Raw genomic sequence first — 21,326 nt, 5'->3', positions numbered from 1 at the left:
CCCCCCAAAATACTTTTTCACGCGGCTATTTATTAAACGATTCGATATACTTTAGAGCCTCTGCAAATGCAGATGTGAATTCAATAGCCAATGTTTCTTTTACAGGTAGTTGGACAGCATCGGTATGAATATGAAACCTCACTCGAATTGAGTCCCCTTTTTGGGAATCATATCCGCCAAACTTAATGTTCCAAAATACGTTATCCCGTTGAAAGCGCAAAATAACTTCTGTAGAAGATATGTCATTACCCAGTTGTTCTTTTATCTCCGTTTTTTTAATTAATTTACTTGCAATCCACTCGTCTGGCCTTAAAGTCTTGTCGCCTTTGAAAATGAATTCATAAGTGAAACAGTACGATTTTATTGGATAGGATAGATGGCCGATAAATTGATAAATAATATCAAGGGACTTAGACTTCTTATTCGGAGCTTTACCGCTGAGGTCTTTTATTTCAACCTTGTCATTTTCAAGTGATAGCTCGCATGCAGATCTCGGATTCACCATCTTGAATTCGCCTTCAGAAACCTGGTAATACAATACTGGCGTACCAAGAAGCTCATCGAAATATTCCTTTGTTAATACTGGAACATTAATATCGGAATGCTCTAACCTGGCTCGTATTCCACTGGATATAATTTCTACATCACTAGTCATGTTTACCTCTCATCACGAAGCAGTTGTAACTAAGACCTATAAACACAAATAAAACCCTCCCCTTTTTTAAGGAGGAAGGTTTACATACAAAAATCGCTTAGCGCTTCTGTAACCCAGCTATCATTGCTCATATAAAAGCTTTGGACCTGTGGCTTTGCGTCCCATGATTTCTCGTGGTTTGCTTTTTACGCATGTAGCTCTCGACAGGTTTTTTTATACTACTAGGTTTATTGGCGGTTGTCAATCACACTAAGTCTATTTGGGTAAATAGTATATGTAATATAGGGTAACCGAGAGGTTAACCTACCACAACCTCCCTCGTTGACCTCCGTTTCCTACTGTGATAACATGGTGCAGGTTTTGGCAGAATTTGTAGATTTTTATAGATTTACCGTGCCAGCCCTAGCTTGGATTGTCGCATGACTCAGGGAGAATCTAACACCGGACAGAGCCTGCTCACCATCGGCCAGGCGTGCAAGCTCCTCGGCGTGAGCGAGGCGACTTTAAGGAACTGGACGGATGAGGGCAGGATAAAGGCCTTCGTCACGCCCGGCGGGCACCGCCGTTACGTCGAATCAGAGCTGCGAGCTTTCATCGCCGCGCAGAGCCGCGTATTCACCAACAAGGACATGCTGGCGCAGATGGGCTCCGAGCCGCTGCACAAGATACAGCAGGCCCGCGAGCGCATGGCCGAGACGCACTGGTACGGCGGCCTCAGCGATGAGTCCAAAGCGCGGCTCAGGGGGCTGGGTGGCGCGGTATACGGGCTGGCCGTGGAGTATCTAACCGATAAGAAAGGCCGCGAAGAGACGATGCGGTCGGCCAGGGAGGTCGGGAGGCAATTCGGGGAGTACCTGGCAGATATAAACGTATCTCTCACCGATGCCATCGAGGCTTTCATCCTGCACCGTTCTCCTTTGATACAGGTGGCCAGCGATATCGTGAAGCGGGAGGGCGTGCTGCGCGGGCAGGCGGCGGACGCCGTGCCGCTGGTGACGCAGATAACGGACGAGTTCCTGCTTTCGCTGGTGGAGGCGCACCAGAGCAGGCAGCGCGGGGGTAGGGGTTAGCCATGCTCTCTATCTCGCGCCTTCTCTGCGACGAGGTCGGGCCCGGCGATCACCTGCGCTATCGCGACGGCGGGCATAAAGGCAAGCCCATCGTCGTCTGGAACTGCACAACGCGATGTAATCTCAGATGTATCCACTGTTACTCCAGCGCCGATTCGCGCGACGCCGATTCCTCAATGAATACCGACGAAGGCAAGGTTTTCATCCGGCAGCTAGCCGATTTCGGCGTACCGGTGCTGCTGTTCTCCGGCGGCGAGCCGTTTTTACGAGACGATTTCTTCGAGCTGGCCCGATACGCCGTCGATGTTGGCCTGGGCGTGGTGGTATCGACCAACGGCACGCTGATAACGCCCGACGCCGCATCTGAAATCAAGTCCATCGGCTTCCGCGAGGTGGGCATCAGCCTGGACGGCGTCGGAGAAATAAACGACCGTTTTCGCGGCATGGACGGCGCGTATGAGGCGGCGCTTGAGGGCATCCGCAACTGCAAGGCCGCCGGGCAGCGGGTCTCGCTGCGCATGACGCTGACAAAAGAGAACTGTAGCGAGGTTAGCTCCATCCTGGACCTCGTCGAGCGGGAGGGTATCGACCGCGTCTGTTTCTATCACCTGGCGTACTCCGGCCGCGGCAGTACCCTCATCGACAGCGACCTGTCGCACGATGAGACGCGGCGCGTCGTCGACCTCATCTGCGAGCGCACCGTCGATTTCTACCGTCGCGGTTTGCGCAAAGAAGTGCTCACCGTGGGCAACCATGCCGACGGGGTGTATCTATATTTGAAACTGCTGAAGAGCGACCGGGGATGGGCTGATAAAGCCCTCGATTTGCTGCGCAGCAACGGCGGCAACAACTCCGGCGTGCTCATCGGCGCTGTGGATGCACTTGGTAATGTGCACCCGGACCAGTTCTGGAGCGGCATCACGTTCGGTAATGTTAAGGAGCGAACGTTCGGCGAGATATGGCTCGATACGTCGCATCCGCTGATGGCGGGACTCAAGCGCCGCAAGTCGATACTCAAAGGCCGCTGCGCGAAATGCCGCTATATCGATATCTGCAACGGCAACCTGCGTTCGCGGGCTGAGGCCGTACACGGCGACGTCTGGGCCGATGACCCGGCATGCTATCTGAGCGATGAGGAAATAGGAATTGTAGAGCGCAGTCGCTGTGAATAACTCGATCATCGAACCGAAACTGAGGCTGGTGGCGTGGGAGATAACGCGGCGCTGCAACCTGTCCTGCGCCCATTGCCGCGCCTCGGCGCAGGATGTCGACTACAGCGGAGAGCTGAGCACGGAGGAGTGTTACGCTCTCATCGACCGGATTGCCGTGGTGGGGAAGCCGATATTGATACTCACGGGGGGGGAACCTTTATGCCGCCCGGACGTCTTTGATATAGGAAGGTACGCAACGGAGCGGGGCTTTCGCGTGGTGCTGGGAACCAACGGCACGCTGATCGACGACGATATCGCCCGCAAACTGAAGCAGGTGCCGGTATCGCGCGTCGGTATAAGCATCGACTTCCCGGATGCCGAATTACAGGACGAATTTCGGGGCAGAGCGGGTGCCTTCGATACGGCTATCGATGGCATCGGGCGGGCGCAGCGGGCCGGCATCGATATACAGATAAATAGCACTATCACTAAAAAGAACGCTGCGCTTATCGGTGATCTGCTCGATCTGGCACTTGAACTTGGAGCGGTTGCCTTCCACCCGTTCATGCTGGTGCCGACGGGGCGGGGCAGGGAACTGGCTGACCTTGTGCTCTCGCCTGAGGAGCACGAGCGCATACTTAACTGGATATACGATAAGCAGGAAGAGCTGGGTGACAGGATACAGTTTAAACCGACCGACGCGCCGCACTACATGCGCATTGTCATGCAGCGGCGCAAGGGGCAGGGCGTGGGGTCGAATGAAGGAGACGCAAGGTATTGCGTCTCTACGGGAATCCCCCTCAATCCCCCTTTACGAAAGGGGAAGATGGCTGAGGCTTCTTCGATATCGCCTAAGGGCCATCATGCGCTCGATTCTCTTTCGCGCGGGTGTCTTGCCGGCACCGGTTTTTGTTTCATATCTCACATCGGCCACGTTCAGGGGTGCGGCTACCTCGACGTGGAGGCCGGAAACATCCGCAGGCAGGATTTCGCCTCCATCTGGTCGGATTCCCCAGTATTCAACAAGCTGCGCGACCTATCGAACCTCAAGGGCAAGTGCGGCGCATGCGAGTTCCGCCGTCCGTGCGGCGGTTGCCGCGCCCGCGCCTACGAGGCCACGGGCGATTATCTCAGCGAGGAGCCGTATTGCATATATCAACCCGGCGCCGCGCGCGCGGCGCATGCTGAAAAGGTATAAACATTTTATGAAGAGTGAGAAGCTGGATAGTATAGATAGAAGGCTCCTCAACCTGCTTCAGAGGGAGATACCCCTGCGCAGGGAGCCGTTCTCGGCGATTGCAAACGTCTTAGGCATCAGCGAGCAGGAGACCATCGAGCGGGTGAGACGGCTGAAGTCGACCCGGATATTAAGGACGGTCAGCCCCATATTCAACGCGCAGAGGCTGGGCTACGCCAGCACTCTTGTCGCCGTCAGCGTACCGTATGACAGTATCGAAGAAGCGGCGCGCGCCGTAAACGCGCTTCCGGGGGTGAGCCACAACTACCAGCGCAAGCATCATTATAACCTGTGGTTCACGCTGACCCTTCCCGAAAACGTTGACCGCGGGGAGGTTCTGCAGGCGCTGAGCGTTGAAATCGAACCGGAGGCGATAATGGACCTGCCCACGCTGAGGCGCTTCAAGGCCAGGGCCTTCTTTGATATGGAAGGCCGCGGACTTCCGCGCGAGGATAAGGAGCCGGAGGAGCGCGAAGCGGCGGCGCTGACCGTGAGCGACTGGGCGGTCATCGTCGAATTACAGCGCGACCTGCCGGTTGTATCGAGGCCGTTCGAAGTCATGGCCAGGCATGCCGGTTTCAGCGAGGATGAGTTCCTGTCGATATGCCGTCATTTAAAGCAAAACGGGGTCATCAAGCGCTACAACGCCGCGGTTAGGCACGGCAAGGCCGGATTCACCGCCAACGCCATGGTCTGCTGGCAGGTGCCGCCCGAGCTGGTGGAGAAGGCCGGGCGCAAGATGTCCGCCATCGATGAGGTGAGCCATTGCTACGAGCGGGTGAACCATGATAAATGGCAATACAACCTGTACACGATGATACATGCCAAGACCCATCGCGAGTGCCGCGATATCATCAAAAAGATAGCGGAGGGAACCGGCATCAAGCAGTACGAGGTTCTTCCCACGACGCGCGAATTCAAAAAGGAACGTGTCAAATACCGTCCCTTTGCGGCGCATCAACTGCCCAAACATTACTATCCGATATCGCTTGATATAGACGGAAAGCGCTGCGTGGTCTTGGGCGGCGGCGAGGTGGCGCTGCGCAAGGTCAATACGCTGCTGGAGCACGATGCCATCGTGCAGGTCATAAGCCCCGAGTTGTGCGCCGGGCTCGAGGATTTATTTGCGTCGGACAAAATAATAGCGGCGAAGAGGCCGTATGCCGATGGCGACCTGGCCGGGGCGTTCGTGATTATAGCGGCCACGGATGATGCCGATGTCAACCGTCGAGCGGCGGCGGAGGCGGAGAAGCTCGGCGTGCTGGTCAATGTCGTCGATGTGCCGGAGCTTTCCAATTTCATTGTGCCGTCGCACCTGCGGCGCGGCGATCTGAGCATAGCGGTATCAACGGGCGGCGCGAGCCCGGCGCTGGCGCGGCGCATCAGGGAGAGGCTTGAGGCCGAGTTTGGGGACGAGTATGCCGCGCTGCTGGCGCTGGCGGGGCGGGCGCGCTCCGAGTTGCGGCGGGGCGGGGCCGATGTCACCGGCGACGACTGGCGCAATGCGCTTGATATCGATGCGCTGCTGGCGCTTATTCGCGAGGGAAAAACCGATGAGGCCGGACGGAGGCTGAAGGAGAGTCTGGAAAGGCGTGAAGGTAATGAGCGGGGATAACTTGATATCGAGCCCGCATATATATTTAACCGGGGTGAGCCATGAAACGGCTCCGCTTCAGGTTAGAGAACGTTTAAGCATACCCAGGGGGCGCGTTCACGAGGCGCTGGCGCGGCTTGGCACCTACGTCGGTGGCGGGGTCATCCTGGCGACGTGCAACAGGACCGAGATATATTCTATCTGCAACGATAAAGAATCGCTGGCGGAGCCGATTCAGAAGTTTTTCTGCGAGTGGTCGGGTTTTTCACAGGATCAACTGGCCCCGCATCTTTACACGACAAGAGGGCTTGATGCGGCAAGACACCTGACAGAGACGGCGGCCGGGCTGTGCTCCATGATCGTGGGCGAGTGGGAGATACAGGGACAGGTCCGGCGGGCGCTCCAGGCCGCGGAGGCGGACGGGATGGCGGATCCGCACATCAAGAAGGTGTTCCAGCAGGCCATCCGCATCGGCAGGCGAGTGCGCGATGAAACTGATATCAGCAGGAACGCGCTCTCGGTAAGCTCGGTAGCGGTGAGGCTGGCGGCCGGGGCCGTCGGCGATGTACGTAAGTGTCGCGTCGTGTTGGTGGGGGCCGGTCAGGCGGGGAAGCTGGTGGCGCGGGCCTTTGCTCAGCGCGGGGTCGCTGATATAGCGATAATAAATCGTTCGCCGGAGTGCGCCGCTGAGCTTGCAGGGTCGATAGGCGGCAGGGCTGTTGATCTAGGCCTGCTGCGGGAAGAGACGGAGGCCGCCGATATCGTTATCTCGTGCACCGGCGCTCCGCACTTCGTGGTCGATTACGATATAGTCTCGGATATTATGCGCACACGTCCCTCGCGCCCGCTTGTAATAGTCGATATAGCCGTTCCGCGCGACATCGACACCAGCGTCAGAGGCATTGAGGGAGTGCATCTTTACGATATCGATGATTTTATGAATGTATCGAAGACGCACCGCAGGGCCAGGGAGAAGGAGATCGCCAGGGCCATGTCCATCATCGATGAGGAGATGGAGAGGTTCGCGGAGCAGTGGCACGCCATGAGCGTGAAGCCCGTAGTGGATGCATTGATGCAGAAGGCCGAAGATATACGGAAACGCCAGCTTCAACTCACCTTGAAGAAACTGCCGCCGCTGTCGGCTGAGGAGCGGGAGAGCATCGAGGCCATGACCAGATCGATCGTGAACAAGATATTACATAACCCGGTGGAATGTTTAAAGGGCAACGGCCACGATGACGGGGCCATGGTGGAAACCGTGAAAGAGCTGTTCGACATAGAAATTGAGGCGTCACGTAAGAAATGAAGGGGCGTATCGTTATAGGTTCGCGCAAGAGCAAGCTGGCGCTGCTGCAAACGCAGGAGGGCGTCGATGCTCTATCGGCGGCTTACCCGCATCTTTCCTTTGAGGTGGTCAAGGTCAAGACAGAGGGCGACCGCGATCGTAAGACCTCGTTAAGAGTGCTCGGCGGCAGGGGTGTATTCGTGAAGGAGCTTGAGGAGGCGCTGCTGCGGCGCGATATCGATATCGCCGTACACAGCCTCAAGGATATGCCTACCGATATTCCTGACGGATTGAAGCTGGCCGCCGTAACAAAGAGGCTGGACCCGCGCGATGTGCTGGTATCCAACGGCGGCGATGGCCTGTCGAAGTTGGCGTCGGGTTCCAGGATAGGCACGGGAAGCCAGAGGCGCAGCGTTCAGCTTTTATCGCAGCGCCGCGATATCGTCGTCACCGATATGAGGGGTAATATAGATACGCGATTGCGCAAGTGTTCGAACGGGGAGGTCGACGGCATCGTTATGGCGGCGGCGGCGCTGAAGCGCATGAATCTCGAAGACAGGATTACCGAGCATTTATCGACGGATGTTTTCGTGCCCGCCGTGGGACAGGGTGCTCTCGGCATCGAAATCCGCGCCGAGGATGGTGCTATAGACGAGCTTGTCGCTGTGTTGAATCACGAATCGTCATGGCGGGAGATCACTGCCGAGCGGGCCTTCCTCAAGGCGCTGGGCGGCGGCTGCCGCGAGCCGATAGCGGCGCTCGCCGTCGTAAAAGGAACGTCGCTGCACATCCGCGGCATGGTGGCCAACCCGGCGACGGGCGAGGTTAAATATTCCGATGTAGAGGGCGACTCTTCGCAAGCCGAGCAGATGGGCGTTCGCCTGGCTCGGAGGATTATGGCGTCGGGCGCTGACAGACTTATCGGGAGGAACGAGTGATGCAAAAAGGTTCTGTGTATCTCGTGGGCGCGGGGCCCGGCGGAATTGGGCTGATAACATTAAGAGGTCTGGAACTGCTGCGGCAGGCTGATGTAATTGTGTACGACCGGCTGGCGGATGACGGGCTGCTGGCCCGGGCGCGCGGCGATGCCGAGATGATTTATGTCGGCAAGGCCGCCGGAGATCACAGCGTCGAACAGGGAGAGATCGATCGTATACTGGTCGCTAAAGCAAAAGAGGGGAAATCGGTCGTTCGTCTTAAGGGCGGCGACCCGTTTGTGCTGGGGCGCGGCGGCGAGGAGGCGGAGGCGCTCTTCCAGGGCGGCATCCCGTTCGAGGTTGTGCCCGGCGTGACCTCGGCCGTGGCCGTTCCGGCCTTCGCGGGCATACCGGTGACACACCGCGGCATGGCGTCGTCATTCGCGGTCGTCACCGGCCACGAGGACCCGACCAAGGAAGATTCGAGCGTGGACTGGAAGAAGCTGGCCACATCGGTCGATACTGTTGTCTGCCTTATGGGCATGGGCAATCTTAAGGTGATAGTCGACCGTATCATAAAAGGCGGGAGGTCTCTGACTACGCCGGTGGCGCTGATACAGAACGGCGCCGGGCCGCGCCAGCGCACGCTGGTCGCTACACTGGCCACGATCGTGGCGCATGCCGAGCGCGCCGATTTCAGACCGCCGGTAGTTATCGTCGTCGGCGATGTGGTCGCGCTGCGCGAGCGGCTGGCCTGGTTCGACAACAGGCCGCTTTTCGGCAAGCGGGTGCTGGTGACGCGCTCGCGAGATCAGGCAAGTAAGCTGTCCAAGCTCCTCTCGGAACTCGGCGCCGAGGCGGTCGAGCTACCGGTGATCGAGTCCCGCGAACTCGAGGACACGACCAAGCTCGACCTCGCAGTATCGAAACTGAGGAAATTCCAATGGGTTCTGTTCACCAGCGTCAATGGCGTAGACGCCTTCTGGAAGCGCATGCGCGCCGCGGAACTGGACGCGCGCTGGTTCGGTAAAGTCAAGATCGGGGCTATCGGCCCGGCTACCGCTGATAGTCTCCGCGACCTCGGATTGTATCCGGATTTCGTTTCACAGGAGTTCACCAGCGATTCTATGCTTGAAGGGCTGGCGGAACTGGGCATAGCAGGATGCCGTGTGCTGCTGCCGCGCTCAGATATCGCGCCGGGGGAGCTTATCGACGGCCTGATAAAGCTCGGCGCAAAACCGATCGAGGTGGCGGCATATCGCACCACAAAGCCCGCAGGCGTCGACGAAAAAGGCAGCCGCAGACTACTCGAAGGCGATATCGATATCATCACATTCACCAGCTCGTCGACGGTGACGAATCTCCTTGCGGCGCTGGACGGCGATGTCGAGGCGATAAACAGGGCCAAGGTCGCCTGCATCGGGCCGGCCACGGCGTCCGCCGCGCAGAAGGCTGGCATCCGGGTCGATATCATGGCGCAGGAGCATACGATTCCCGGTCTGGTCGCGGCTATCGAGGCGTATTTCACGTCGAAAAAGGAAGGCGGTTCCTGATGGCCGGTTATCCACAGGTCAGGCTGCGCCGGCTGCGCCGGAACCAGCCTATGCGGCGGCTGTTCCGGGAAACATCGCTCGGCGTGGACGACCTCGTCTATCCGCTGTTCGTGACGCATGGCCGCGGTATCAAGCGCAAGGTCGATTCCATGCCAGGGGTCTTTCAATACTCGGTCGATAAACTGGCGAGCGAGGCGAAGGAGGTCGCCGGCCTCGGCATCAATGCCGTTCTGCTGTTCGGCATCCCCGATAGCAAGGACGAAGTCGGTTCGTCTGCGTATAAATCGAACGGCGTCGTGCAGAGAGCGATACGGGCGATAAAGAAGGCCGCGCCTGACCTGCTGGTGATAACGGATGTCTGCCTATGCGAATACACCAGCCACGGTCACTGCGGCGTCATCGTCGACGGCGACGTGGATAACGATAAAACGCTGGGCTTGCTGGCCCGCATGGCGGTCTCGCACGCGGAAGCGGGAGCCGATATCGTCGCTCCGTCCGACATGATGGATGGAAGGGTCGGCGCGATACGCTCGGCGCTGGATGAGGCTGGATTTAGTCGCGTGCCGATAATGTCGTACGCGGTGAAATACGCCTCGGCTTTCTACGGGCCGTTCCGCGACGCGGCGCAGTCGGCCCCGCAGTTCGGCGACAGGCGCTCCTACCAGATGGACGGCGCTAATGTCAGGGAGGCGCTGCGGGAGGCAGAGCAGGATGCGGCGGAGGGCGCCGACATCATAATGGTAAAGCCGGCGCTGTCCTATCTCGACGTGATTCATAAGGTTCGCAGCCGGGTCGACTGTCCGGTTGCGGCGTACAACGTGAGCGGCGAGTATGCGATGGTCAAGGCGGCTGCGGCGCGCGGCTGGATCGACGAACGCCGCATCGTCATGGAGATACTCACCTCTATAAAACGGGCGGGCGCGGATGTCATTATTACCTATCATGCGAAAGATGTGGCGCGGTGGCTGCGGGAATAAGGGCGAATGATTATTCGCCCCTACGTGGGAACATTGCGGGCGCGGCTGTCATAAAAGAGGTGCAGGAGATTTCTCTCCTGACAGGGTCTTAGGGGTGTCCCCATTCCGTAGGGGCAGACCTGCGTGTCTGCCCACAGCGGGCGAACACATAGGTTCGCCCCTACGTGATGGCTAAGATTGGGGGAATGCAGGGGGATTTAGTCTGTAGAGAGGTCGATTCATGAATAGAAGCAAATCAAAAGAGCTGTTCGCGGAGGCGCAGAAGTATCTGCCCGGCGGCGTGGATAGTCCGGTGCGCGCCTTCAAGGCCGTTGGCGGGGAGCCCGTGTTCATCGAGCGCGGGCTCGGCTCGAAGCTATACGATGTCGACGGTAATGAATATATCGACTACGTCTGCTCCTGGGGGCCGCTGATACTGGGCCACGCGCATCCCGATATCGTGGCGGCGCTGAGGCGCGCCGCCGGGGGCGGCACCAGCTACGGGGCGCCGACCGAGCTCGAAACCGAGCTGGCCAAGATGATATGCGAGGCCATGCCGTCGATCGAAAAGGTTCGCTTTGTCAGCTCCGGCACGGAGGCGGCCATGAGCGCGATACGTCTGGCGCGGGCCTTCACCGGGCGGGAGAAAATAATCAAGTTCGACGGCTGCTATCACGGCCATTCGGACGGGCTGCTGGCCAGGGCCGGGTCCGGGGTGGCCACGCTGGGCCTGCCCGACAGCCCGGGAGTGCCGTCGGGATACGCTGCCAATACCCTCATCGCATCTTACAATAATTTAAGCCATGTCGAGGAGATATTCGATCGGCACGAGGATATCGCGGCGGTGATCGTCGAACCGGTTGCCGCTAACATGGGAGTGGTAGCGCCGCGCCCGATGTTCCTGGAGGGGCTGCGTTCGCTGACTGCGGCTAACGGCGCGCTGCTCATCTTCGACGAGGTGATAACCGGCTTCCGCGTGGCCTATGGCGGGGCGCAGGGGTTGTACGGAATCAGGCCCGACCTTACGTGTCTGGGGAAGATAATTGGCGGGGGATTGCCGGTCGGAGCCTACGGCGGCCGCGATGAGATCATGAGCATGGTAGCGCCTGTCGGGCCTGTTTATCAGGCGGGCACACTGTCAGGCAATCCACTGGCCGTGTCAGCAGGTATCACCACGCTGGAAGCGCTTAAGCGCGGCGACGCTTATGAGGATCTCGAACGCAAATCGCGCTGTCTGGAGGAGGGCATCATGCGGGCGGCAGATTCGCTCGGCGCGGGAGTCAAGGTATCGCGCATAGGGTCGCTTCTCACCGCGTTCTTTGCATCGAATCTTCCTACAGATTACAAATCGGCGAGAAAGTCCGAAATTAAAGCGTTCGCAGTATTTCATAGCGCGTTGCTGAAGAGAGGCGTTTACTGGCCTCCGTCGCAGTTCGAGGCGGCATTTGTATCGACGGCTCACAGTGATGAGGATATCGATACTACGATTTCGGCTGTAGAAGAAGCCTTGGGCTTGGTGGCTTAGCGCCTGTCGTCTATAATGTTATAGGGGTTGGAATGATTAAAGTTACCGATGTTGCCATGAAGGAACTCCGGGCTATGATGGCCCGCGGCAGGACGTCGTGTGTCGATGAGTTTAAAGAGCTGACCTATGGCGTGGATGAGTCCGATATAGCGCTGCGGCTGGTCCCCACGCCGGAAGGCCACCTGGCGATAATAATGGATGTATACCGCGAAGGGGACACCGTTATCGAGGACAACGGCACAAAGGTCTTGCTCATTGAAGCCGAGATGCTGGAAATCGTCGACGGGTTTTTGTTCGACTGCGAGGACACACCGGACGGCCCGCATCTGCAGATATCCAACCCTTCCCAATCTACCTAGAGTTGCTCTCCCGGGGCATTCCTGTCGCCCGTAGATTAATATCTAGTTCACTTGCAGACCCGCTTTGCTGATGCGCCGCAGCGCCTCTATCAGCTTGGGGTCGAACTGCGTACCGGAGCACCTTTCCAGTTCTTTGAGCGCTTCCTGCGGCGATATGGCCTCGCGGTAAGGGCGCTTAGCGGTCATAGTATCATAGGCGTCCGCGACGCTGATTATTCTCGCGGCGAGCGGTATCTTCTGGCCCTTGAGTTTATCGGGATAGCCCGTTCCGTTATACCATTCATGATGGTGCAGGATATACGGAGCCAGGGATGCGAGCTCTTTGACATGCTGTATGATCTTGGCGCCTTCGGCACAGTGCTTCTTAATAGCTTCCCACTCTTCTTTTTCTGGCTTCCCGGGCTTGGTCAGAATTACGTCCGCCACTCCCACCTTGCCTATATCGTGCAGGAACGCCGCGGCTACCAGCTCGGCCAGTTCATCGCCGTGCAACCCTATAGCCCGTCCCAGCGATTCCGCTATGGCGGCCACCCTCTTTGAATGGCCGTAAGTGTACGGGTCTCTGGTGTCCACCGTTGCCGCCAGCGCGTAAATCTGGTCTAACGTCGGCGAACTGAGCGCGTCGAGGGAAGTGGTGCCAAGGTCCGAGATCAACATGACCCTTTGCTTGCCGCCCCTCTTTGCGTAGTACAGGGCGGTGTCGGTGAGGAAAACCAGACCGTCAACCGTCTCGGCATTCTCCGGGAACTGGGCGATGCCGGCGCTGAATCCCAGCACTTTCTCGGTGCCTGGCTGCTGTTCCGCAAGTTTCTTGAGCCATTTCTTGCGGGTTCTTTCTATGACTTCCTTGGCCCTCTCGGCGTTGGTTGAAGGCAGGATGACGATGAATTCATCGCCGCCGTAACGAAACGCGGTATCGGTGCCGCGCAAACCTTCTTTGAGGGAGCCGGCGAAGTCTGTGAGGATAACGTCTCCGCTGGCGTGACCGAACTTGTCATTGTATTTTTTGAAGCCGTCAAGGTCTATCATGGACAGTGAGATACAGCGCCCGTAACGCCGTGTGCGGTTCATCTCGCTCTCAAGTACTTCGTAGAAATGGCGCCGGTTATACAGTTTGGTAAGGTCGTCGGTTATGGAAAGCTCGTTCAGTCTTTCAACCAGCTGCGCGTTCTCGATAGCTACGGCTATCTGGTCGCCGATTGTTTCCAGCAGCCGCATGTCGCTGTCAGATAATGCGTGTTTGTCGCCGACGACGCCCAGCACGCCCACTATCCCGCCCTTCGACTTCAACGGCACTCCTATAATCGACTTGCGCTGCTCGGATTTCTCCCTCCGCGTCTTTCCCGATTTCGCCGTCTTGACCTCGGGGCGGTATTTTGCAACGGTGGTTTTCCCCGACCGCAAGGCGTTGTTCATATCGGCTATCGTGATTTGAATATCCTTATTCCCCCTGGCGGTGGATAGATGCAATTCCAGGGATATCTTATCTACAAGCCAGACACTGCCGTAATCAAGAGACATTGTCTCCAAAACGCTGTCCAGAGCGGTCTTGAGAAGTTTGCTCAAGCCAACGGGATGGCTGAGCGCTTCGGCTATCTTGTTAAGCGTCGCCAGCTCCCTGTTGCGTTGTTTCAACGCTTCCTCCGCCAGTTTGCGCTCCGTGATATCCCGCACTATACCTCTGACGCCGGCGAAATTTCCATCCTTGAGGATAACAGTCGCGCTGAACTCTATGGGGCGCCAAGTCCCCGTCTTGTCCTGTCCCAAAGCCTCAGCTACCACTTCGCCCTCGGACAGCAGCCGTGTCGGGATATTCTTTTCTAACTTTTCCAGCATTTTCACGGGCACAAAGTCGGCATAAGGCCTTCCGATAATCTCATCCGGATTGTATCCCCACATCGTAACGGCATAATTAACCGAGGTGATTATCCCGGACTCGTTGATGGAGAAAATAACGTCTTTCTCTCTCTCAACGAGCTCTTTATATTTCTGTTCGCTCTCTCTAAGCTGATTTTCCGCCAGTTTACGCTCCGTAATATCCCGCAGGACGGCGATGTATCCCGCGGGGTTACCCTTCTCGTCATGTATGGTTGAGGCCGTCAGTTCCACATCAATGGACTTGACACCTTTAGGTTGGATCGAGTACTCCATTCTCTCTTTGGGACGTCCCGCAATGCGTTCTTTCAGGTCTTCCATAACAAGGTGCAGGTCTTTTGGAGCGATCAGGTCAAAGGCGTTGCGCCCGATAACCTGGCTTTTATGGGCATAGCCCCCTATTCGGAGAGTCGCCTCGTTCAGGTCCGTGATATAACCGTTGAGGTCGATCACTACTATAGCGTCTTCTATCGATTCGAAGGTCAGCCTAAGTTTCTCCTCCGAATCGCGCAAAGCCTCCTCCATGCGCTTGCGCTCGGTGATATCCCTTACGATAACTATGAAACCGGTAACTTCGCCGGAAGCGTTGAAAACCATACCGCCCCTGGCCTCTACGAACAGCAGATCGCCATGTTTATTTTTGAACCGATACTGGACAAGGAAGCCGGGCCCAACTTTGAACGAGTCCATCATATCAGTGAATGATCTCTCTCGATCCTCCTCGACAACGAAATCGAAGGCGTTCACTCCTATGAGATCGTCTCTATTGCTGTATCCAGTAAGTATTAACCCCGCATCGTTCACTTCCAGGATTTTACCTTCAAGGTCTACAACTACAACGGCGTCGATGATGGACTTGAACATGAAGCGCAGTTTTTCCTCTGAGTCCCGTAAGGCCTCCTCCATGCGCTTGCGCTCGGATACATCTCTTATAACTACAATGAGACCTGTGGGATTGCCGGTATTATCGCGCAGCAGTACGGCGCTGGCCTCGACGTCATAAATCCGGCCGGTTTTGCTTATAATCTTAGAGGCGATTATTGGTATACTGCCATCCCTAAGGAGATTGGTCAGTTGTTCCAAAACTCTGGGTCTAGCTTCTTCTGCGAAGAATTGCAGGCCGTTGAGGCCGATCAACTGCGCCTTGAAGCTGTATCCCGATTTCCTTATGCCCGCTTCATTGATGTCCAGAATGTTTCCTTCCAGGTCTGTCAGAATGATGGCCTCGTTGATGGATTCGAAAGTGAGTCGCAGTTTCTGTTCCGATTCGCGCAGTGCTTCCTCGATTTGTTTGCGCTCTGTGATATCGCGGACAATGCCCCGCACGCCTCTGTATTCCTTGCCTTCTCTGATAACGGTGGCGCTGAATTCGATGGGACGGCCCTTGCCGTTAGCGTCGGAAACAACAAGTTCAGCGGTAATATCATCAGACGTTAATATCTGATCAAGCGCTCCCGGCACAACTCCTTGCCATTCAGCCGGTATAAATTCAGAGAAATGTCGTCCTATTATTTGCTCCGGTTTGAATCCCCAGGATACTACCGCCGAGTTGATAGATGTAAAATGGCCCGATGCGTCCACGGAGAAGATAACGTCCTTCTCCTGTTCAACCAACTCTTTGTATTTTTCTTCGCTTTCCTGCAGCTTTTTCTCAGCCAGTTTGCGTTTGGTGATGTCGCGTACAACCGTTATAAATCCGTTCGCGTTTCCGTTAATATCCGGCAGCACGGCCGCGCTTACCTCGGCATCGAACTCTTTCCCTTCTTTATCTCTCAGAGCATAGTACGATAAGGTATAGCCATCTTTTATCGTCAGTTGTTTTGTCAAATCTTCTATGGCTCTGGCTCGATCCTTATCTGCGATGAAATCAAAGCCGTTGCGTCCGATGACATCTTCTTTGCGGCTGTAGCCGGACATTCGTAGGCCCGCTTCGTTCATCGAGATGATGCGGCCTTCCAGGTCCGTGATCGTTATATCGTCTTTAATGGAGTCGAAGATGAGCCGCAGCTTCTCTTCAGATTGGCGCAGGGCGTCCTCAGTAAGCTTTCGTTTGGTAACGTCGCTCAGGAAGTTAAGGGTGGCCGGCTTGCCGTTCCAGGAGATAAGTACGGAGTTGATCTCCATCCATTTGCTTTTTCCGTCCTTGGACACAACCCTGAAAGGATATGTATGGTCGAACTCTTCGCCCTGCAGTCTTCTCAGGTGCCGCTCGACAACCATCTGGCGGTCATCGGGGTGTATGAGCTCGATGAACGGTATAGCAGATAGTTCATCCGGCGTGTAGCCTCCGATTTCGAGAGCCCTGGGGTTGAAGAACTTGAGCATTCCGTCCTGGGCTACGATTATCGCTTCGCTGGCGTTGTCCACTACCGACCTATAGCGTTCCTCGCTCTTGCGCAGCGCTTCTTCCGCTTTCTTCATTTCGGTGATATCCACGCAGATGCCGCGGATGCCTGCCGGTTTGTTGTCGCTGATGATGATGGATGGCCAAATAAGCGAAGGGAATGTTGTGCCGTCCTTTCTGATGATGGTGAAATCGTTGCGCGGATGCTCAATCGGCTGGCCTTCGAGGGTCTTGAGGAGGTTGTCGACGATAACAAGCCGATCTTCCGGAAGCACAAAATCCGTGACGTTCAGGCCTTTCTTGACATCTTCCGGAGTATAGCCAAGCGTCTCATAGGCACAGCGGTTGCCATAGATGAGATTGCCCTGCTCATCCGTTTCGAATATCATCTGGGGCAGCAAGTCGGCCAGTTCATGGGACCGTTTCTCACTGTCACGCAGCGCCTTGTCGATTTCCTGCGCCTGTTTGAGCTTGGCGCTCTGCTCGTCGAAACGCTCGCGCAACTCGACAAGTTCGCTAATGAGTTGTTCTTTGCTTTTCTCTTCGTCTCTCATGCGGATCTCATATCTCTAACGACAGAAACGCCTTCGGGCGGTACTGCCCGAAGGCGTCAATCAACTTCGGTAGCCCGGCGGGTTTGCCGTTTCGGTGAGCGCAGAACCTCGCACAGGCAATTTTAGGCCAGACTTATCGTCGTGTCAAACGGTTGCGTTACTCATCGAGCTTAATCTCCCAGATGCAGCATGGAGTCTCATTGGGATCTTCATGAGGCGGCAGCTTGGTTGGCGTTAACTTGATCTTCGGATTGAGCATATACGCCTCGATAATCGGTTTCTCGAGTTCCCGGCACATCGGTATGATGCGTTCCGGCTCCGCTTTTTGCAGATATTCCAGCGTGCGGCACTTTTCAACCTTCTCATATACCAGATTAGGATTCACGATCTCGTAGGAGGGCCTGAACAGGCCGACCGTATTGTCAAGCGGCAGCTGCATCGCCTTCAGCGAGTCGAGTACCGTCTTCAACTCGAAATTTCCTATCTTGGGATACCGCCAGTTCACCTTCTTGGCCATCGACCTCCACGATTCCAATTCCAGTTGATTCCTGGTATCGAAGTCGACGCCGCGGTTGCGCAAGCCGTCGTAATATCCCCCGTTTACTATGAGCCATGAATACTGGTAGTTGTTCATCAGCTTCAGAATGAAGTCCTTGGAGAAGCGGTCGCGGGTCAGCTTGGTGTACAAAGGGCCGCTCAAATCCGACAGCTCCGGTATGTCAGCCGTCTCGTTAACCACTTCCTCTTTGCCGCGCACGGGCGTCCCCGCAGGCACGTCGAGCTTGAACTCCCACTTACAGGCGTAGCCCTCGTTTCCCTGCCTGGGGGGCAGTTGCACGGGCGTCACCTGGATATTGGGGTTGGCCACGCTCTGTTTCATTATCTGAGGGTGGTTCACCTGGCACATGGGCTTGATCCGCTCGGGGTCGTTCTTCTCGCACCATTCCAGGACGGGGCACTTCTTAACGGTCATGAAAGCGTGGTTCTCATTCCTTATGTCGTATTCGACCGGAAAGACCCCGCCTATGGTATTCGCCAGCGGCAATTGCATCACCTTTAATGAGTCCACTACATTCTTCAACGGTATTTTAGCCAGCTTGGCATACCGCGGGTTGGCCAGGGTTTCGACCCGCAGCCACATCTCCATGCTGCACTCGTGAGCCCACTGGTTGCTGAATTTATTCTTGACCTGATTGAACCAGGCGGCGTCAAGCTGAAGAAAAGCCCATTGCCATTCATAAGTCAATTTCAGCAGAAACTCCTTGGAGAAGTCGCTGAATTCCAAATTAGGATTGAAGGGACCGCTAAGGTCCTGCAGTTCTGCCATAGTATCCTCCTTAGTATTTATTATCGAGTGCTGTCGACTCGTTTTGCGCTTATATTACCGTCGACTTATCTCCGGTCGTCTATCGTAAACTCCCACATACAATCGATGTCCTTCTCCTGTCTTTCATAAGGCTCGTCGTATGGCGGGAGCACCAGCGGCTTCCACTTAACATTGGGCACAATAGCCTTTGCCGATTGCCCGAACATCTCCGTATCCCACTTGCGGCACATGACCCTGACGAAATCCATGTTTCCTTTATCCCGATAGTGCCGCATCGGGTGGCACCTGGGGACCTTGACTATGCCGACTTTCGGGCTCTTCAGCTCGACCTCGTAGTCGTACAGGAAAGGGCAGCCTCCGGCGGCGGGGTGGAACTGCATCACCTTGAGTATCCCGGCCATGTCGTTTTCCTTATGCCCCAGTGCTTCCAGTGTGCGCCGCGCCGTCGAGGGGATGTTCCTCATCCAGACCTCGAAATCTATCTCGCGGGCGAGTTTCTCCCCGTATCGCTTGGCCACGGCGTCGTACCAGTGACCGTCCATCTGCTGGTAGGCCCGCGCGTACTCGTTACACAGCTTGACGAGCGTATCCTTGTCGAGGTCTTCCAGCCGGCAAACGGGGCGCACCGGACCGCCGTAGCCCTTCATTTCCTTCGATGTCTTTGTCGCTTTCTTCTTGGCCCCGGTTTCTTTCTTAACCATTGACTCGTCCTTTCCGCGGCGTCGCCGTGGCACGCATCGCTCTTCCCTATGCGGTGCAGGAGCCTCCGTTCAGCGGCAGCACCTGCCCGGTGACCCACGCCGCTTCCTTGGAAGCGAAATAGACAACCGCCGCCCCGACATCCTCCGGCGTGCCCGCCCGTCCGACGCTGGTGGTTTTTTTGCAGATGGCGTCTGCATTGGGGGCGTTGTTCATCATGCCAAGCGAAATACAGTTCGCGGTGACGCCGCAAGAGCCTACCTCAACGGATATCTGCCGCATAAAGCCCACCGCTCCGGCCTTGGAAGTGGCGTAGAGCGAGAGCCCCATGTTCACGCCCAGCCGCCACGATTCGGAGGAGATGGTGACGATGCGCCCCCAGCCGCGCTCGCACATGCCGGGTAGTACTGCACGAACGCAGTTCATAACGCCGCGCAGGTTGAGATCAACATATATCTCCAGGTCTTCCGGTTTGGTGTCGATGAACTTCGCGTATTTCACGCCCTCGACCGGGATGCCGGCGTTGTTCACAAGAATGTCCACCGGCCCGAGCCGCCTCTCGATCTCCGCGATCATAGCCTTGATAGATGCAGGGTCGGTCACATCAGCGCCTACGCCGATAGCCGTGCCGCCGGCCTCGCATATCCGCGCCGCCGCCTTCTCCGCCCTCTCGGCATAGTAATCGTTCACGGCTACTTTTGCTCCCTGGGCGGCCAGCGCCCTGGCCACGCCCAGCCCCATGCCCTGTCCGGCGCCGGTGATCAAAGCAGTATGTCCTGTTAAATCGAACATATCGTTATCTCCAAGTTAAATCAGGATGGAACACTCGTTGTCTCCGTGCCGCCATCCACGTCGATGATCTTGCCCGTGACCCAGGCGGCCGCCGGCGACGCTAGGTACAGGCAGGCATATGCTATATCCTCCGGCGTGCCGAGACGCTTCAGCGGCGTAAGGTCGCTCATCTTCTGCCGCGAGGCCTCGTCAACGAAGCTTCTCAGGGCGTCGGTCATTATCGTCCCCGGCGCTACGGCGTTGACCCTGACATCCGGCGCAAGGTCGCAGGCCAGCATCCTAGTCATATAAGAAAGCCCGGCCTTTGCCGTTCCGTAGACACTGAAATTGCGCTGAACAAGGCGCGCCACGGTCGAACTGATATTAATCACACAGCCCTTGCTTTCCCGAAGGTGCGGCAGGCACAGCCGCGTGAGCACGAAGGCCGAGACTATATTGAAATCGAGCGAAGCCAGGAACCTTCTCCGCGACGTCTTTTCTACAACGTTCGGCCCGCTGCCCCCGGCCACGTTCACAAGTATATCGATACGCCCAAATTCTTCAATGGCGCGCGCAACCAGATGCTCAAGCTGCTCGTCGACCGTGACGTCGCAGGGCACGGCGACCGCTTTAACCCCGAAGGCCTTTGCTGCCTCCGCCCCGGCCTGGATGTCGCCCTCCGTCCTGGCCGCGAGGACAACGTTCGCACCGGCCTCGGCGAACATCAGCGCGATGCAGCGCCCGATGCCTTTACCGGCGCCGGTAACTATAGCAACTTTATTGTCGAGCCTGAATTTATCAGCGATCATACCGCCTCCCGTTATCGCCGTGCTAATCTTCTATCGTAAACTCCCATATGCAGTCATAGCCGGGCTCCTGATTTTCGTACGGAGCGTCGTAAGGCGGGATGACCAGCGGCCGCCACTTGACGTTGGGCACTATGGCCTTGGCCGATTGCCCGAACATCTCCACGTCCCATTTGCGGCACATTATTCTTAGGAATTCCGAGTCGCCTTTCTCCCTGAGGAAGCGCATGGGTCTGCACCTGGCGACCTTTACCAGGCCGACCTTCGGGCTCTTCAGTTCGACCTCGTAGTCGTAGTGGTACGGACAGCCCCCGGCGGCGGGATGAAATTGGTTAACTTTCAATATGGCGGCCATGTCGTTCTCTTTGTGTCCGAGAACCTCAAGGGTGCGCCGCGCCGTCGGAGGTATGTTTCTCATCCACACCTCGAAGTCTATCTCGCGGGCGGTCTGTTCGCCGTATCTTTTGGCTATAGCATCGTACCAGTGATTGTCCATCTGCTGGTAGGCCCGCGCGTATTCGTTGGCCAGCTTTACAAGGGTCTCCTTATCGAGGTCTTCCAGCCGGCAAACCGGGCGTACCGGTCCGCTGTAACCTTTTTCTTCTTTTACCATTTGAGACTCCTTTCTCTCCGGAACCGAAATTGCTT

Annotated in this window: 17 protein-coding genes and 1 riboswitch; of the genes, 10 read left to right on the top strand and 7 right to left on the bottom strand. The window is 56.7% G+C overall.

Going from position 1 to position 21,326, the window contains the following annotated elements:
* Positions 1–25: 25 nt before the first annotated feature.
* On the bottom strand, positions 26–655 hold the full coding sequence (locus WC562_05740; GenBank protein ID MFA5055660.1) for a hypothetical protein: 630 nt from the start codon (positions 653–655) through the stop codon (positions 26–28).
* 104 nt (positions 656–759) lie between these two features.
* Positions 760–848: riboswitch (cyclic di-GMP riboswitch) on the bottom strand.
* A gap of 226 nt (positions 849–1,074) precedes the next feature.
* Between WC562_05740 and WC562_05735 the strand changes: the two genes are divergently transcribed.
* The 10 genes from WC562_05735 to WC562_05690 all read left to right on the top strand — a co-directional run bounded on the left by WC562_05735 (position 1,075) and on the right by WC562_05690 (position 12,302).
* Positions 1,075–1,725, top strand: coding sequence for a helix-turn-helix domain-containing protein (locus WC562_05735; GenBank protein ID MFA5055659.1), 651 nt, complete (start codon positions 1,075–1,077; stop codon positions 1,723–1,725).
* Positions 1,726–1,727: 2 nt separating this feature from the next.
* A complete protein-coding gene (locus WC562_05730; protein ID MFA5055658.1) occupies positions 1,728–2,897 on the top strand; it encodes a radical SAM protein in 1,170 nt (389 codons plus the stop codon).
* On the top strand, positions 2,890–4,074 hold the full coding sequence (locus WC562_05725) for a radical SAM protein (GenBank protein ID MFA5055657.1): 1,185 nt from the start codon (positions 2,890–2,892) through the stop codon (positions 4,072–4,074). Before WC562_05730 ends, WC562_05725 begins: the two co-directional genes overlap by 8 nt.
* 7 nt (positions 4,075–4,081) lie before the next feature.
* Positions 4,082–5,728: an NAD(P)-dependent oxidoreductase gene (locus WC562_05720; protein MFA5055656.1), complete on the top strand. Its 1,647-nt coding sequence runs from the start codon at positions 4,082–4,084 to the stop codon at positions 5,726–5,728.
* On the top strand, positions 5,715–7,013 hold the full coding sequence (hemA, locus tag WC562_05715) for a glutamyl-tRNA reductase (protein ID MFA5055655.1): 1,299 nt from the start codon (positions 5,715–5,717) through the stop codon (positions 7,011–7,013). Before WC562_05720 ends, hemA begins: the two co-directional genes overlap by 14 nt.
* Positions 7,010–7,930: a hydroxymethylbilane synthase gene (gene hemC / locus WC562_05710; protein MFA5055654.1), complete on the top strand. Its 921-nt coding sequence runs from the start codon at positions 7,010–7,012 to the stop codon at positions 7,928–7,930. Before hemA ends, hemC begins: the two co-directional genes overlap by 4 nt.
* Complete coding sequence (gene cobA / locus WC562_05705) at positions 7,930–9,462, top strand: uroporphyrinogen-III C-methyltransferase (GenBank protein MFA5055653.1); 1,533 nt, start codon at positions 7,930–7,932, stop codon at positions 9,460–9,462. The genes hemC and cobA overlap by 1 nt, the downstream gene beginning before the upstream one ends.
* Positions 9,462–10,439 (top strand): porphobilinogen synthase, encoded by a 978-nt coding sequence (gene hemB, locus WC562_05700; protein ID MFA5055652.1) that lies wholly within the window; start codon positions 9,462–9,464, stop codon positions 10,437–10,439. Before cobA ends, hemB begins: the two co-directional genes overlap by 1 nt.
* Before the next feature lie 220 nt (positions 10,440–10,659).
* Positions 10,660–11,943 carry a glutamate-1-semialdehyde 2,1-aminomutase gene (gene hemL, locus WC562_05695; GenBank protein MFA5055651.1) on the top strand — a complete coding sequence of 428 codons (1,284 nt, stop codon included), beginning with the start codon at positions 10,660–10,662 and terminating at the stop codon, positions 11,941–11,943.
* 32 nt (positions 11,944–11,975) lie between these two features.
* Entirely contained in the window at positions 11,976–12,302 is a 327-nt protein-coding gene (locus WC562_05690) for a hypothetical protein (GenBank protein MFA5055650.1), read from the top strand.
* A 42-nt stretch (positions 12,303–12,344) separates the two neighbouring features.
* Here WC562_05690 and WC562_05685 read toward each other — a convergent pair whose 3' ends face one another.
* From WC562_05685 to WC562_05660, 6 genes are all read right to left on the bottom strand, one after another.
* Positions 12,345–17,075: a PAS domain S-box protein gene (locus tag WC562_05685; GenBank protein ID MFA5055649.1), complete on the bottom strand. Its 4,731-nt coding sequence runs from the start codon at positions 17,073–17,075 to the stop codon at positions 12,345–12,347.
* A 157-nt stretch (positions 17,076–17,232) separates the two neighbouring features.
* On the bottom strand, positions 17,233–18,402 hold the full coding sequence (locus tag WC562_05680) for a hypothetical protein (protein ID MFA5055648.1): 1,170 nt from the start codon (positions 18,400–18,402) through the stop codon (positions 17,233–17,235).
* A 65-nt stretch (positions 18,403–18,467) separates the two neighbouring features.
* Complete coding sequence (locus WC562_05675; protein MFA5055647.1) at positions 18,468–19,103, bottom strand: DUF6125 family protein; 636 nt, start codon at positions 19,101–19,103, stop codon at positions 18,468–18,470.
* Positions 19,104–19,149: 46 nt separating this feature from the next.
* The gene (locus tag WC562_05670) at positions 19,150–19,893 is read right to left on the bottom strand and encodes an SDR family NAD(P)-dependent oxidoreductase (protein ID MFA5055646.1); all 744 of its coding nucleotides are present in this window, start codon (positions 19,891–19,893) and stop codon (positions 19,150–19,152) included.
* A gap of 20 nt (positions 19,894–19,913) precedes the next feature.
* The gene (locus tag WC562_05665) at positions 19,914–20,681 is read right to left on the bottom strand and encodes a glucose 1-dehydrogenase (GenBank protein MFA5055645.1); all 768 of its coding nucleotides are present in this window, start codon (positions 20,679–20,681) and stop codon (positions 19,914–19,916) included.
* Positions 20,682–20,703: 22 nt separating this feature from the next.
* Positions 20,704–21,291, bottom strand: coding sequence for a DUF6125 family protein (locus tag WC562_05660; GenBank protein MFA5055644.1), 588 nt, complete (start codon positions 21,289–21,291; stop codon positions 20,704–20,706).
* Between the last annotated feature and the right edge of the window lie 35 nt (positions 21,292–21,326).

It is taken from the genome of Dehalococcoidia bacterium, from assembly GCA_041649635.1.
GTDB lineage: Bacteria > Chloroflexota > Dehalococcoidia > E44-bin15 > E44-bin15 > JAYEHL01.
This window is presented reverse-complemented; position numbering and strand designations above follow the sequence as displayed.

What these genes read in the sequence shown, in the direction of transcription:
- WC562_05740 (MFA5055660.1), bottom strand. Translation starts at nt 655, where the DNA reads ATGACTAGTGATGTAGAAATTATATCCAGTGGAATACGAGCCAGGTTA.
- WC562_05735 (MFA5055659.1), top strand. Translation starts at nt 1,075, where the DNA reads ATGACTCAGGGAGAATCTAACACCGGACAGAGCCTGCTCACCATCGGC.
- WC562_05730 (MFA5055658.1), top strand. Translation starts at nt 1,728, where the DNA reads ATGCTCTCTATCTCGCGCCTTCTCTGCGACGAGGTCGGGCCCGGCGAT.
- WC562_05720 (MFA5055656.1), top strand. Translation starts at nt 4,082, where the DNA reads ATGAAGAGTGAGAAGCTGGATAGTATAGATAGAAGGCTCCTCAACCTG.
- hemA (MFA5055655.1), top strand. Translation starts at nt 5,715, where the DNA reads ATGAGCGGGGATAACTTGATATCGAGCCCGCATATATATTTAACCGGG.
- hemC (MFA5055654.1), top strand. Translation starts at nt 7,010, where the DNA reads ATGAAGGGGCGTATCGTTATAGGTTCGCGCAAGAGCAAGCTGGCGCTG.
- cobA (MFA5055653.1), top strand. Translation starts at nt 7,930, where the DNA reads ATGCAAAAAGGTTCTGTGTATCTCGTGGGCGCGGGGCCCGGCGGAATT.
- hemB (MFA5055652.1), top strand. Translation starts at nt 9,462, where the DNA reads ATGGCCGGTTATCCACAGGTCAGGCTGCGCCGGCTGCGCCGGAACCAG.
- hemL (MFA5055651.1), top strand. Translation starts at nt 10,660, where the DNA reads ATGAATAGAAGCAAATCAAAAGAGCTGTTCGCGGAGGCGCAGAAGTAT.
- WC562_05690 (MFA5055650.1), top strand. Translation starts at nt 11,976, where the DNA reads ATGATTAAAGTTACCGATGTTGCCATGAAGGAACTCCGGGCTATGATG.
- WC562_05685 (MFA5055649.1), bottom strand. Translation starts at nt 17,075, where the DNA reads ATGAGAGACGAAGAGAAAAGCAAAGAACAACTCATTAGCGAACTTGTC.
- WC562_05680 (MFA5055648.1), bottom strand. Translation starts at nt 18,402, where the DNA reads ATGGCAGAACTGCAGGACCTTAGCGGTCCCTTCAATCCTAATTTGGAA.
- WC562_05675 (MFA5055647.1), bottom strand. Translation starts at nt 19,103, where the DNA reads ATGGTTAAGAAAGAAACCGGGGCCAAGAAGAAAGCGACAAAGACATCG.
- WC562_05670 (MFA5055646.1), bottom strand. Translation starts at nt 19,893, where the DNA reads ATGTTCGATTTAACAGGACATACTGCTTTGATCACCGGCGCCGGACAG.
- WC562_05665 (MFA5055645.1), bottom strand. Translation starts at nt 20,681, where the DNA reads ATGATCGCTGATAAATTCAGGCTCGACAATAAAGTTGCTATAGTTACC.
- WC562_05660 (MFA5055644.1), bottom strand. Translation starts at nt 21,291, where the DNA reads ATGGTAAAAGAAGAAAAAGGTTACAGCGGACCGGTACGCCCGGTTTGC.